The organism is Streptococcus sanguinis SK1 = NCTC 7863 (genome assembly GCF_000194945.1).
Taxonomy (GTDB): Bacteria; Bacillota; Bacilli; order Lactobacillales; family Streptococcaceae; genus Streptococcus; species Streptococcus sanguinis.
Genome location: NZ_GL878507.1, coordinates 364,394 through 377,451, shown reverse-complemented (window position 1 = coordinate 377,451; position 13,058 = coordinate 364,394). Strand labels below are relative to the sequence as shown.

The 13,058-nt window shown below is 40.2% G+C and carries 12 protein-coding genes; 6 read left to right on the top strand and 6 right to left on the bottom strand.

Translation table 11 applies throughout. The annotated features are described in order from the left end of the window. Positions 1-4: 4 nt before the first annotated feature. The 6 genes from yghU to HMPREF9378_RS08990 form a co-directional block, all read right to left on the bottom strand. The gene (gene yghU, locus HMPREF9378_RS08965; RefSeq protein WP_002900115.1) at positions 5-793 is read right to left on the bottom strand and encodes a glutathione-dependent disulfide-bond oxidoreductase; all 789 of its coding nucleotides are present in this window, start codon (positions 791-793) and stop codon (positions 5-7) included. Positions 794-860: 67 nt separating this feature from the next. After that, the gene (locus HMPREF9378_RS08970; protein WP_002900114.1) at positions 861-1,541 is read right to left on the bottom strand and encodes a DnaD domain-containing protein; all 681 of its coding nucleotides are present in this window, start codon (positions 1,539-1,541) and stop codon (positions 861-863) included. An 8-nt stretch (positions 1,542-1,549) separates the two neighbouring features. Beyond that, positions 1,550-2,491 carry a homoserine O-acetyltransferase MetA gene (gene metA / locus HMPREF9378_RS08975; protein WP_002900113.1) on the bottom strand — a complete coding sequence of 314 codons (942 nt, stop codon included), beginning with the start codon at positions 2,489-2,491 and terminating at the stop codon, positions 1,550-1,552. Between the two features lie 147 nt (positions 2,492-2,638). Continuing rightward, positions 2,639-3,151 carry an adenine phosphoribosyltransferase gene (locus HMPREF9378_RS08980; protein WP_002897341.1) on the bottom strand — a complete coding sequence of 171 codons (513 nt, stop codon included), beginning with the start codon at positions 3,149-3,151 and terminating at the stop codon, positions 2,639-2,641. A 274-nt stretch (positions 3,152-3,425) separates the two neighbouring features. Then, positions 3,426-5,648: a single-stranded-DNA-specific exonuclease RecJ gene (gene recJ / locus HMPREF9378_RS08985; RefSeq protein WP_002900112.1), complete on the bottom strand. Its 2,223-nt coding sequence runs from the start codon at positions 5,646-5,648 to the stop codon at positions 3,426-3,428. A 105-nt stretch (positions 5,649-5,753) separates the two neighbouring features. Continuing rightward, positions 5,754-6,344, bottom strand: coding sequence for an HD domain-containing protein (locus HMPREF9378_RS08990; RefSeq protein ID WP_002903081.1), 591 nt, complete (start codon positions 6,342-6,344; stop codon positions 5,754-5,756). 154 nt (positions 6,345-6,498) lie between these two features. Between HMPREF9378_RS08990 and HMPREF9378_RS08995 the strand changes: the two genes are divergently transcribed. The 6 genes from HMPREF9378_RS08995 to HMPREF9378_RS09020 all read left to right on the top strand — a co-directional run bounded on the left by HMPREF9378_RS08995 (position 6,499) and on the right by HMPREF9378_RS09020 (position 13,055). Continuing rightward, positions 6,499-7,635, top strand: a complete 1,137-nt coding sequence (locus HMPREF9378_RS08995) for a phosphoribosyltransferase domain-containing protein (RefSeq protein ID WP_002900110.1) — start codon at positions 6,499-6,501, stop codon at positions 7,633-7,635. An 11-nt stretch (positions 7,636-7,646) separates the two neighbouring features. After that, the gene (locus HMPREF9378_RS09000; RefSeq protein ID WP_002900109.1) at positions 7,647-8,738 is read left to right on the top strand and encodes a cysteine protease StiP family protein; all 1,092 of its coding nucleotides are present in this window, start codon (positions 7,647-7,649) and stop codon (positions 8,736-8,738) included. Positions 8,739-8,927: 189 nt separating this feature from the next. Then, a complete protein-coding gene (locus HMPREF9378_RS09005; RefSeq protein ID WP_002900108.1) occupies positions 8,928-10,496 on the top strand; it encodes a YceG family protein in 1,569 nt (522 codons plus the stop codon). A gap of 15 nt (positions 10,497-10,511) precedes the next feature. Then, on the top strand, positions 10,512-11,642 hold the full coding sequence (locus tag HMPREF9378_RS09010) for a toxic anion resistance protein (RefSeq protein ID WP_002900107.1): 1,131 nt from the start codon (positions 10,512-10,514) through the stop codon (positions 11,640-11,642). A 92-nt stretch (positions 11,643-11,734) separates the two neighbouring features. Then, positions 11,735-12,334 carry a TerD family protein gene (locus tag HMPREF9378_RS09015; protein ID WP_002900106.1) on the top strand — a complete coding sequence of 200 codons (600 nt, stop codon included), beginning with the start codon at positions 11,735-11,737 and terminating at the stop codon, positions 12,332-12,334. Between the two features lie 25 nt (positions 12,335-12,359). Next, positions 12,360-13,055, top strand: coding sequence for a TerD family protein (locus tag HMPREF9378_RS09020; RefSeq protein ID WP_002900105.1), 696 nt, complete (start codon positions 12,360-12,362; stop codon positions 13,053-13,055). Positions 13,056-13,058: the final 3 nt, after the last annotated feature.

Below are 13,058 nucleotides of genomic sequence, written 5' to 3'. Positions count from 1 at the left end.
TTATTTATTTAATTTCCTGATACTCGGCAGCTAAACCGCGCTGGACTGCCGAACGAGCTGCAATCTTCTCCGCCCAAGCAGATAGGTGTTTGTAGTAGGTGGCATCCAAGAACTCAGCTGCGCCTGGATAGAGCTTATCCTGCACCAACTGCCCATACCAAGACCAGATAGCAATATCAGCAATACTGTAGTCATCTCCAGCGATATAAGCTTTCTTTGCTAATTCTTTGTCCAATAAATCCAGCTGTCGCTTGGCTTCCATGGTAAAACGATTGATAGGATATTCTAGCTTTTCTGGAGCATAGTTAAAGAAATGACCAAATCCGCCACCCAAGAAGGGCGCCGCGCCAGTCTGCCAGAAGAGCCAGTTGAGCACCTCAGTCCGACCAGCCAAATCTGACGGAATCAACTTTCCAAACTTCTCTGCTAGATAGAGTAGGATATTGGCTGACTCGAAGACAGGAATCGGCTTATGACCTGACTGATCCAACAAGGCCGGAATCTTAGAGTTGGGATTAAGTTTCACAAAATCTGAGCCAAACTGGTCGCCGTCCATGATGCTGATCTTATAGACGTCATAGGCTGCCTCTGTCACCCCTGCTGCCAGTAGTTCCTCTAGCATAATCGTCACCTTGACCCCATTTGGAGTTCCAAGTGAATATAGCTGAAAAGGCTCTTTACCGACAGGAAGCTTCTGCTCAAAGCGCGCGCCAGCAGTAGGCTGATTGATACCTGAAAATTTTCCTTGGTCGCTGTCCGCAGCAGACCAAACTTTTGGCAATTGATAGGTCATACTTTTCTCCTTTTTTATAAAACCAAGGGCCTGTCATATCTAACAGGCCACTATAAATCTAATAAAGTCAGTCCTTCCACAAATTCATGGCATTGAGGAAATCATCTGAAACTGTCACATTTTGAGGGTTAGCTGCTTCACGTTCTTCCCGTTTGGCTTCAACCTGAGCAAGCGTAGTGATGCCTTCCTTGCGCCAATTACGCAAGATAGCCTGAATATACTTCCAGTTGGCCTTGCCATTAAACACAGCCTCACGAAGGGCAGCCTTGACCAAGTCAGGATTGGTTTTGTCGTCTTGAACAGTCTTGGTCAAGTCCTCAATTTCAAAGGGTGTCAGGAGACGGCCCAACTCCTGCTGAAAGGTCTCAACCAAATCTTTCAAGACATTCTGAGGTGCCTTTGCCACAGTCTGATGACCGCTTTTAGCTGCCAGCAGTTCATCCAGCTTTTCTAAAGCCGGTGAAGCATCAAAGATAACCTCTGTCTCTCCATTCAGCTCAATGGTCTTATACTGCAAGAGACCTTTCTCAGTCAGATGAGACATAGAGCGATTGACTTCTGACAGAGTCTTACCAACATGCTCAGCAATCTGACTAGGCGCCAGCTCTTCTAGAGAAGTCGTATTTTGCAGATAGAAAAACTGCCAGACCAAAAAATCATCGCTGGAATCAAAGATGTCCTTAAAATGCAAAAGAAGGGCACTCGGGATTACAAGATTGCCCGATTTAAAAGCTGATAAATAAGTCATGTCACCTCTTATAGATAAGCAAAAAACGATACATCATTTTCAGGGCTCTCCCAGTCGAAAGGTGTCTCCTGATAGACAGCATAATTGACCCAATTGCTGAAAAAGAGTGCCGCGGCCGAACTCCAGCACAAGGCCGGTGTCGTATGGACATCATCGTTTTTGAAATAATTCTCTGGAATATGTGGATTCTTCCCTGCCTTCAAATCGCGGAAATACTCCTTGGATAGAGTATCGCGGTCGTATTCCATATGACCGAAACTATACACCTCTCGCAAGTCCCGGCTAGCCAATACAGAGAGACCCGTATCTTCACCATATGAGAGAATTTCCAGATTGGTCAGATTGACAATATCTTCCTTCAGAACTTCAGTATGACGGGAATGCGGTGCATAAAACTCATCGTCAAAACCACGAAAAAGCAGATTGCTGCTATCAGATGACTGGCTATAGACACCCGATAATTTGCGCGTCATCTGGTGCTTGTCCACGCCGTAGCGAGCGTAAAGTCCAGCCTGAGCTCCCCAGCAAATATGCAGAGTCGAAAAGACATGGGTCTTGGACCATTCAATCACCTGCTGGAACTCTTCCCAGTAGTCCACTGATTCAAATGGCAGATGTTCTACTGGCGCACCAGTGATAATCAAGCCATCAAAATAGCGATTTTTAACCTCATCAAAAGTCTTATAGAAAGTCTCCATATGCTCTGCACGTGTCGTTTTAGACTGATGAGAGCTCATGTAGAGGAAGTCAATAGTCAACTGCAGCGGGGTATTAGCCAAATGGCGCAGTATCTGAGTCTCCGTCACCATTTTCTGGGGCATGAGATTGAGTACCAGAATATTCAGAGGGCGGATATCCTGATGGTCCGCCCTATCATCATCCATGACAAAGATATTCTCAGAACTTAAAATGTCAACAGCTGGCAGTTTCTTATCAATCTTAATTGGCATGAAAATATCTCCTTCAATCGTTAGAAAGGCTTGGAAATACTTTTCCAGCCTATTCTTTGTTTATCCAATGTACTTTCATTATACTGAAAGGAGATATAGTTTTCAATTATACTTTTTCTCTAACTAGATATAGCTAGAAACTATGTATTAATAGTGCATCAGAACCTTGTAGTCGTAATCGCCGATAACTTCGCGACCCTTGAGCTCATCCAGCTCAATGAGGAAGGCGCAGCCAGCCACTACACCGCCAAGACGCTCAATCATCTCAATCGTTGCTTTCACTGTTCCACCAGTCGCAAGAAGGTCATCTACGATTAGAACGCGCTGACCTGGCTTGATAGCATCCGCATGCATGGTCAGGGTATCAACACCATACTCTTTTTCATAGTCAGCTGAGATAACCTCACGAGGAAGCTTACCAGGCTTGCGGACTGGAGCAAAGCCGATTCCTAATTCAAAGGCAACTGGACAGCCCACGATAAAGCCACGAGCTTCCGGTCCAACAATCATGTCAATCTTCTTGTCTGTCGCATATTGAACAATCTCACGAACAGCGTAACTGTAAGCATTTCCATCTGCCATCAATGGGCTGATATCACGGAATGTCACGCCTTCCTTTGGATAATTTTCGATTGTTGCAATGTAGTCTTTTAAATTCATGATATACTTTCTTTCAAAAAAATTTTTTACTCTCTATTATATCACTTTTTCATCCAAATGGTAACAGAAAACTTACTTTTTATTGGTATCTATTATTTAATCTGAAAAATCATGTCTGAGCCATTCATAGACCATCACATTGAGGCTGGGATTGAGTTGGTTATTCTTTATAATCGTTTTTCTACTAGTTCCAAGAGCGAAACTTCCTTTTCCCTAACATGCTGAGCCATAGGTCCAAGACACTCACTTTTTAACGAGATTAGCTGAACAATTTTCAGTCTGCTTCCATCAAATAATTATAAATCTCCTGCACAGTTCCCAGTGCCATGAGTTCTTGTTCTTTGACTAGGCGCTTGAGGTCTTGGTAAATGTGACTACTGTCAATTTCTTTCTTTTCAGCTTCCTTATTGACCGTCATGACGCCTTCTTTGATGCTGACAAAGCCCAGCTCTTCAAAAATTTGAATCATTTTGACCAAGAGAATTGGGTCAATTTTCAGATAAGCTGCTAGATCCTTAAGCTTATAGCGTACATCAAACTCGGGAAACTGATAGATAGTCTTGTAGAGTTTGGCAAATTGCTCACGGTTGCCATAACCAGTCAGATAGTAAGGCTTGGCAATCTCATTCTTAAAGTAAATCGCTTCAAAATCCTGTGATTGAAGAATCTTCTTCAAGACCTTCAAATCATCAGGCAGGTCATAAACCACAACCGCTCTGCTATTTGTCAAATCTGGCAACTCCTCTGTGAAACGCAAGACTGGAACCTTGTCAGGCAGCGTCGCATTTTTGCTGCGGATATTGAAAAGCTGAACGCCGTCCACACGAGCATCTACCAGCATGAGCTGGAGACTGGTCTGTCCATTCCATTTATTGACAGAGAGGCTGACAGCCAGCTCCAGATTCTTGGTTTGGGCAAACTCTGTCGCCAGGCTTCCTTGCCCAAAAGCTACTACTTCAAAAGTAGAATCTTGTTGAGAAATTTTTAGCTTGAGATGGCTATTGCCAGCCCCCATAGTCCGAGCATTGTCCACTTTAAAGTCCTTGAGGTAAAAAAGCGGCTTCTTATTATCCATACCAAAAGGAGCCAGTCTTTCAAAACTTTTGAGTGTGTCAAGGGTCAGTTCTGGCAAGTACAACTCCTCATCCAAGTACAGGGCTGTTTTACCAGTCAAATCTAAATCATTGTCTAAGATGTAGGCTGTCAGGATATCAGATAGCTCTGCTAGTTTGTCTGCTTCAAGAGTCATTCCAGCCGCTCCAGCATGGCCACCAAAAGCTACAAAGAGATCACGATGACTGTCCAAGGCTTCAAAAATATTGACCGCTTCAATACTGCGGGCGCTGCCCTTAGCGATGCCATCCTCAATATTAAGCACTATGACTGGCTGGTGCAGCTCTTCCAACAAGCGCCCAGCGACAATCCCTAGCACACCAGGATTCCAGCCTTCCTTAGCCAACACCTGCACTGGTCTCTTAGGATCCAGCATGGTTTGTGCTTCTTCATAAATCTGCTGGACGATTTCCTTACGCTCGTCATTTTTCTGATTGATCATAAGTGCAATGTCACGAGCTTTTTCGTCGTCAAAGCCTGTTAAAAGCTCAACCGCTGGATTTGGATCATCCAGCCGTCCCAAGGCGTTGAGTCGGGGAGCAAGCTGGAAGCCAACCGTTTCTTCATCCAGTTCGTCTGGCTGAATACCTGCAATTTTGAAGAGTTCCTGAAGACCCACCCGCTGGGTATTTTTGAGGACGGAAAGGCCATATTTAACCAAAATCCGATTTTCCCCCGTCAGACTGACCATATCAGCAATGGTACCAATGGCAACTAAGTCCAAAAGTTCGACTTGTACTTCTTCCAACAAGGCTGTTGCAAGCTTAAAAGCCACCCCACAGCCAGCCAAATGCTTGAAAGGATAATCCGCACCGCTATGTTCCGGATGGACGATCGCATAAGCATTTGGCAACTCCTCAGGCATGGAGTGGTGATCCGTCACGATGACATCTACGCCCAGAGACTTGGCCAGTTCGATAGCTTCAAGGCCCGCCACGCCATTATCCACTGTAATAATGAGCGAGATGCCTTGATTTTCAATAAAATACTTATAAACACTGCTATTAGGACCATAGCCATCCGTAAAGCGATTGGGCAGATAGACCTGACACTCAGCCCCCAGCTGCTCCAAGGCTTCCTTGACAATCGATGCCGAGGTCATCCCATCAGCATCATAATCGCCATAGATCAAAATCTGCTCGTAATTCTCAATCGCTGCACGAATGCGCTCCACTGCCCGCTCCATATCATGCAGGTCATAAGGGTCATGAAGCTGGTCTAAACTAGGCTCCAAAAATTCCTGTAAAGCCTCTTCAGTCTGCACACCTCTTTGGTAAAGAAGACTGGCAGCGGCAGGTTCCAATCTGGCTTTCTTGGCCTTTTTTAAAAATTTTTCGTCTGTAAAATTTGTGGCAAACTGCCAGTCGTATTTTGAGCTAATCATGATAAGTGAAACACTTTCTCCGTTCAATCTTGTCTGAATATTATAACATGAAAAGACTGGTTCAACCAGTCTCAAACTTTCTATCTGCGAGCAAGTTCCTAAGCCTCATTCATCCAGGTAAAGTCCCTTAGCAACACTTCTATCAATAACTTCCTGAGCTAATTCCCAAAGAGCTAAAGAGGTTTCTTGGATAAAGGATTTCTTAGCGATGACCTGCGACTTGGTCAGGCTATGAGGATTGTCATGGGGCTGAGCGACTTCCAAGTGATTGAGCAGGGGAACCAGAGCATCCAGCACTCGGGCATATTTAGCCTCTATGCTAATGCCGGTCTCAAATTCCTGCCAGAGCTTTAAAAAGGTATCCTGCTGATCTGACGGCAGCTTATCCAAACTGATTTTCAAGGACTCAAGCTCTCTATCGTAAGAATCGCTCTTGCCCACGTCGTCAAAGATAAAGGTATCACCAGCATATATTTCGCCCAAATCATGAATCAGTAACATAGACATGACCTTTTCCAGATTAACTTCTTCGGGAATATATTCTTGAAAGACTAGCGCCATGAGCGCACCCTGCCAACTATGCTCAGCAGAATTCTCAAAACGATAAGCGTCCAAGGTCCGATTGTTGCGATGAGTGGCTTTCAGTTTTTCCAGCTCATTGGTAAAAGCCAGCTGCTGTTGTAGACGTTTAAGCATGTGGAACTCCTTTGAAATGTTTTTATTATTATACCACAATAGCACTAATAAGATTGTCCAGATTTGTTTGAAGTATTAAAGTGACAGTTGAGCTAATTAGTGATATACTAAGACAATAAAGGTTAATTAATTGCAAACTTTGAAAGGAATAATAATGACCTATCTTTTAAAAGTAGAAGATTTTGTTAATATAGAAGAAAATAAGAGTTCCTTCGTTATCAATGATATGGTTGCTATTTGCAAGCGAAGTAATAATCCCAATCGAGACTATTTATTTGTTAATAAATATCAAGCTAAACATTATCCTGTTAAAGCCCATAACACGCTGCGGCTATTTTCCGAACTCTATCAAGAAATAAAAAGGCAAATTCCTTCTGACAAGCGTATTTTAGTTGTTGGTTTTTCTGAGACGGCTACTGGAATCGCCCAGGCAATCATGCATATGGCCTTGGAAAACAAAGATTTGAATACTGTCTTTTATTTACAGACTACTCGAGAAAGCATTAATACGGATATCCAAAATATCTCTTTCGAAGAAGAGCATTCACATGCAAGCAAACAAAAATTATATTACCGCTCAGATATTCCTGACTACGATACTGTTTTGTTTATTGAAGATGAAATAACAACAGGAAATACAATTGTTAACTTTATTGAAAAATTTCAAAAAATTAAAGACAGTATTTCTTTTGCAGCCGCTTCTATATTAAACTGGCAAAATACAAAGAATCGTAAGATTTTTCAAGAAAAAGGAATCAAAAGAATATACCTAGTCAGTGGTCAAATGAGAGATAATACTCCTCTCATAGAGCTGAAAGAAACAACACTGGAAAAACCAAGACTAACTTCAGACGTTCACTATCATTTATCTGACAACCTCAATCCTCGAACAGGTCTCACTAAAGAAGAGTTTTTAGTCTTCCAAGAAACTGCTCTAAATCGATTGACTTCGCAAGTCTCTCGGAAATCTAAAAAAGAAACAATAGCTGTCATTGGAACTGAGGAAAACATGTGGTTACCAATTAGACTAGCCCAAGAACTTGATGCAGAGGTTCGCTCCACCACAAGAAGTCCCATTTCCCTCTCCAGTGAAGACAACTATCTTTTCCATAACGGCTTAGCTTTGGCCAGTGCTTACGAAACGAATAGAGTGACTTTCCTTTACGATATTGAACGTCATTATGACCAAATTATCATCGTCTATGAGGTTATGACTGATGCATTTCGAGCAACTCTTCAAAATAAACTGCAGCCCTTTAGTAAGCAAACACTAATTTTTGTTAAACAATAAGAAAGGCTTTTATGAATTTAGTAAAAACTAGTTACCCTGAATCCGATGTAACCATCCTCTTACAAGATGTGCGTGGAAAGGTTCCTGTATTAGAAACTGCCGAAAGAGAAAAGTTAAATCAACAGGGCGTTCATTATTCCGAAATGCTACCTCTAGAATATGCCCCAACAGAGCGCTATATGAAAATCTATCAAGAAAGCCTCGCAACTCTTTCTTTTGAGACTGCTAACGCTATAGCAAGTCTTTCTGAAAAAATTTTTAAGAAAAAAGGAGAAAATCTTGTTTTAGTTTCCTTAGCAAGGGCAGGGACTCCTATAGGTATTCTAATAAAAAGGTACCTTCACTATAAATATCAGCTTGATGTGCCACATTATAGTATTTCTATCATTCGAGGTAAAGGGATTGACATAGCCGCCATGAATATTATAGCCAACAAGCACCATCCTAAAGATATTCAATTTGTGGATGGTTGGGTTGGAAAAGGAGCAATAAATACCGTCCTGGAAGAAGCCTGCCAGAGGTTAGCAGAGGAAAACAAATTCTTTTCCGAACTAGATCCTACTCTAGCTGTACTCAGTGATCCAGCTTCAGTAACACCGCTTTATGGTACACGTCAGGACTTTTTAATCCCTAGCGCTTGCTTAAATGCTACTGTCAGCGGCCTCGTCAGCAGGACGGTCAAATTAAAAGAAATGAGCGATGACGAGCTTCACGGAGCTGTTTATTATGCAGAAAACGAAGCTTACGACCATTCATTGGAATTCTTAGATAAAGTGCAATCCTATTTTGACCAAGTTCAATTAGATTATTTTAATCCTTCACAAGAAGAACTCAATGAGGATTTCAAAGGATTGGACGAAGTTAAGAAAATCGCCCAATCCTACAACATTAGTGATATCAATAAAATAAAACCAGGAGTTGGTGAGACAACTAGAGTTCTGCTTAGGCGCCTTCCAGATAGGGTATTAATTAGAGAAAAGGCTAATCAAAAATACCTTAAACATATCCTTCAATTATGTGAAGAAAAACAAATCCCAATCGAATATGTCAACCTACAGAAATATAATGTTTGTGGCATTATAAAGGAAGTCGCAGATTTATAGTTTATCTCTTGACAAAGACCATTTTATAAATATACAATGGTATCTATAAAGCAGGGGGAGAGCAGACTTTAATAAGCTATCTCCAGTGATTTAGGAGGTACAAAACAAACCATCTGCACTCTTCATTTAACTTTTATACAAAGAAGACAAAAGATGTGACATTATAATCGTAGAAAGCAGGTATATTTCATGTCGACCAGTCTGCAAAATTTGCCCTTTGAACTTTGGCGTTCAATCACAGAACGAAAAGGAATACAAGCCACTTTCGCTCCTGTTTTTACACGATATATCGGGGTTGAAAATCAAAGTAAATATGATAGTGTATTAAAAACTATTTTGGTAAAAGCTCAAGAGGATTCAACTCACACTATTTACTTTGACGGCCAAATCCCAATGGATGCAGATTTTGATTTCATTAACAGCATAAAAAACGAGCTTGCTTCAATGGAAGTTAGTCAAATAGCCAGTCAGGATATTACACTCTTTGAAGATGCAGAGCTCAATCATCAATTTCTGATTGCTCTTGAATATATAACAAACCTTGCTATCCGTCAGGAAAATTTCCTGAATAACAGCGTGAGAAATAATTTTATATGCAAAATGCTACTCTATGCATACTTACATATTTTCAGCTTATCCTATCAAGATAGAGATTACCTTACAAACAAGTGCATCTACTATGGTAGTATTTCCAAACACGATATATATTTCTTGCTGTTACTTAATCGCTTCGGATTTGATGTCATTTATATCAATCCACTAAAAGATGATGAAAATTTTGCTCTAGTTGACTCTGATCAAATCAGTACTGTCCATAAAAACACTCAAATCCTGCCTATCCAAAGTTGGGCAGAAAGAGCTAAAAATGGACAAATTATAGAGGAAAATCGTTCAATTACACTGGATATAGAAACACAAATTGAAGAACAGTTATTTACAAATTCTGGCATTTATAGGCCTTGGCAGTTCCGAAATGGAACGACAAGCCCCATTTTTTTCAATTCAACTTTAATAGATGTAGAACAAAATTGGAACGCACCCGCAAAAGTTCGGAACGGATTTAAGACCGTTGAGAAAACAGTCTACGTCCCACATTTCTTTTTTGAAATAGAGGGAGAATATAATCCAATTGACAAGTACGCCCACTTGGTCAATATCTGTTCTTCGTCTGACAATACGCTCGTTTTAACATCCAATGGTGATGAACTGATTACTCATGAAATAAATGATTCCGATAAGTATCAGCTTATGTTTTGTCAACTCAGTAATGGAAGTTTTGATATTGAGGAGATTATGAAGCTCCCATTCTATCGCTATGCTCCTTATAACGATGAAACAGAAAAATTCCTTCTCAATAAGATTAACGAAACTATTGCTGATACTCGACTGTTCAAACAACCATTGACAATATCCAAAGAAGAAATATTAAACTTTGCACTGTTGATTCTACAGTTGGATAAAAGAGTAATACGACTCATAGATAGCTTTGATTTTACCGGCTTTATACCCAAGATTGTCTTTTTCTTGGAAGGCGAAACTCAGTTATCAAAAAATACGTGCTATGTCCTTGCCTATCTTGGAAAAATTGGTTTTGATATCATCATTTTTTCACCTGCCGGCTTATCTGACCTGAACTCTTACATTAATGCAGAGTACTTTAACACTGTCAGGTTAGATGTTATAAACTATGAGCAAAGTTTTCAAGCTATTCAACGAAAGCTGAAAAAACAAAATTTCTTCAGTAAACTTTTTAATTAAAGAAAGGAAAACAATATGCCTATCAACACAGGAAGTTTTGATTCGACTCCACAAGAGATTGAATCAACTGAACTTGAACTTGCTAAACCAGAAGTCCTAGCTGACAACTTAGCCTATAAGCAGAAGCTAAGATCACTGCCTGAGGTTCAGAACCTCACCAATGAGATTGATATTACTAATGTCAACTCAATTATGGCTTTCGGTCAAAAACCGAGTGAAGGGATTTCTCAAATGTCTGATGCTCTATTATCTTCCATGCGAAGGGTAGATGCAGAGGAAGCTTCTCGAATGCTCGTTCAACTTACTAAAATCATGGATAAATTCGATATTAAAGAAATTGAAAATCCAGAAAAAGCATCTGCTCTGCAAAAATTATTTGGCAAAATAAAGAATAGTATTGATAAACTTTTTGCTAAATATGAAGATATGGGTAAAGAGGTTGATCAGATTTATACCATATTGAAGCAATATGAAGTTCAGATTCACCAAACTCAAGAAAATTTGGAAAAACAATATAAAACTAATGTAGCTTACTATGAAGAATTAGAAAAATATATTGTTGCTGGTGAGATTGCTCAAGAAGAAATCGAAGAATACAGCAATCAAATTGCGGCTCGTACAGATATAACAGAGCAAGAAAAACAAACTCAACAGCAAAAGCTAAGCATGATTAAAGATATGCTCGCACAGCGAACATATGACTTGCAGATTGCTGAAAACGTGGCCATGCAAACCTGTCCTATGATTCAGACCATGCAAATGTCTAACTTTAATCTGATGCGGAAAATCAATTCTTCCTTTATTATCACATTGCCAATCTTCAAGCAATGTTTGGTTCAAGCTATTCAATTAAAAAGACAGGAAATTCAAGCTAAGTCAATCAAACAATTGGATGAAAAAACAAATGAACTTCTAATTCGTAATGCACAAAACACTGCTAATCAATCTGTTAATATTGCTCGTATGGCTGGTGGAAGCTCTATTCAAATGGAGACTCTTCGTACAACTTATGAGACAATCAAAAAAGGAATTGAAGAAACCAAGCAAATCAATAATCAAATTGCTGAAAAACGAAAAAGTGATTCTATTGAGTTAGAACATATGAAATCTGACATGGCTGAAAAAGGTTTTATAAGCGGTCATTGATATCACTTAAAATAAGGTACCGATAACTCTTACTTAGCCTTCCTTAAGCTAAAAAGTTTTAAAAATATTATGATTCAGAAAGGAATATCTATATGGATTTCACTAATTTAAACTCTGGCAGCTCTGCTGCTCCTCTTAACCTCTCTAAAGGGAGCGTTTTAGATTTAACAAAGCAGGCTCCTGCATTAAAAAATTGTATTCTAGGTGGCGGCTGGGATATGGCTGTTGCAGGACCAACTGCTGACCTAGACTTAGCAGCCTTCCTAGTTGAAGAAAGCGGTCGTGTTGCACAAGTACCGAATGATGTTATTTTCTTCAATAATATGTCTGCAGCTGGAATTCGACTTGAAGGTGATAATCGTACTGGCGAAGGCGAGGGCGACGATGAACGAATCCAAATTAATCTTGATGCAATTGAGCCTCGAATTAAGAAAATTGTCTTCTTCATTACTATTTTTGATGCAGTCACTAAACGTCAGACTTTTGGCATGATAAAAAATGCTTTTGTCCGCCTTCTAGATGCCGATAATAACGAACAGGAAATCTGCCGCTATGAATTGAGTGACAGTTATTCTGCTGATACTTCTGTAACAGCTTGTTCCCTTAGTCGGACGGCTAATGGCTGGGCTTTTGAAGCAATCGGTGAGGGAGCTATCGCTGACCTCAACCAACTCTTGTCTCGCTATATGTAATTAAGAAAATAGAAAGGAAAATATTATGGGACTTTTTGGTAAATTATTTGGTGGAGATGAGCAACAAACTCAAGCTCCTGCTGCTAACACACCTATTCAAACTGCTAGTACGGAAGGGCGCGAAGTTACACTCGATTTAAATAAAGGAGGCATGCTCAACCTTGCAAAAAATGACTTCCTTAATCTTTCTAAAACAGATTTCTCTTTAGAAAATATTCGCGTATCAGCAGGATGGGATGTTAAGACAAGTCTCTTTGGCTCTGACTTTGACCTTGATCTTTGTGCCTTCCTTCTTGATTCTTCTGGCCATCTGACTCGTTCAGTTAATAATCTGGTCTATTTCAGTAAAAAGAAATCTCAGGGTATTCAATTAGATCATGATAACCTTACCGGTGCTGGTGACGGTGATGATGAAAACATGTTTGTGAATTTCAATAATATTCATCCAGACGTGGCTCAAATCGTTGTAGCAGTTGTTATCTATTCTGGTCAAAATCGCAAACAATATTTTGGCCAAGTAAAGAATGCCTACGTTCGTTTAGTTGATCAGGCACAACGTCCTGAAAAAGAAATCGCTCGCTTCAATCTATCAGAAGATGGCGGCAAAGCGACGGCCGTTAAATTTGCTGAACTTACACGTACTGTCAATGGTTGGACTTTCAAAGCAGTTGGAGAATACCTAAACGCTTCAATCCAAGACATTGAAAAATCTTACCGTTAATCA

Bases quoted from the DNA above. Each gene is read 5' to 3' on its own strand.
- yghU (WP_002900115.1), bottom strand. From the start codon at position 793: ATGACCTATCAATTGCCAAAAGTTTGGTCTGCTGCGGACAGCGACCAA.
- HMPREF9378_RS08970 (WP_002900114.1), bottom strand. From the start codon at position 1,541: ATGACTTATTTATCAGCTTTTAAATCGGGCAATCTTGTAATCCCGAGT.
- metA (WP_002900113.1), bottom strand. From the start codon at position 2,491: ATGCCAATTAAGATTGATAAGAAACTGCCAGCTGTTGACATTTTAAGT.
- HMPREF9378_RS08980 (WP_002897341.1), bottom strand. From the start codon at position 3,151: ATGAATTTAAAAGACTACATTGCAACAATCGAAAATTATCCAAAGGAA.
- recJ (WP_002900112.1), bottom strand. From the start codon at position 5,648: ATGATTAGCTCAAAATACGACTGGCAGTTTGCCACAAATTTTACAGAC.
- HMPREF9378_RS08990 (WP_002903081.1), bottom strand. From the start codon at position 6,344: ATGCTTAAACGTCTACAACAGCAGCTGGCTTTTACCAATGAGCTGGAA.
- HMPREF9378_RS08995 (WP_002900110.1), top strand. From the start codon at position 6,499: ATGACCTATCTTTTAAAAGTAGAAGATTTTGTTAATATAGAAGAAAAT.
- HMPREF9378_RS09000 (WP_002900109.1), top strand. From the start codon at position 7,647: ATGAATTTAGTAAAAACTAGTTACCCTGAATCCGATGTAACCATCCTC.
- HMPREF9378_RS09005 (WP_002900108.1), top strand. From the start codon at position 8,928: ATGTCGACCAGTCTGCAAAATTTGCCCTTTGAACTTTGGCGTTCAATC.
- HMPREF9378_RS09010 (WP_002900107.1), top strand. From the start codon at position 10,512: ATGCCTATCAACACAGGAAGTTTTGATTCGACTCCACAAGAGATTGAA.
- HMPREF9378_RS09015 (WP_002900106.1), top strand. From the start codon at position 11,735: ATGGATTTCACTAATTTAAACTCTGGCAGCTCTGCTGCTCCTCTTAAC.
- HMPREF9378_RS09020 (WP_002900105.1), top strand. From the start codon at position 12,360: ATGGGACTTTTTGGTAAATTATTTGGTGGAGATGAGCAACAAACTCAA.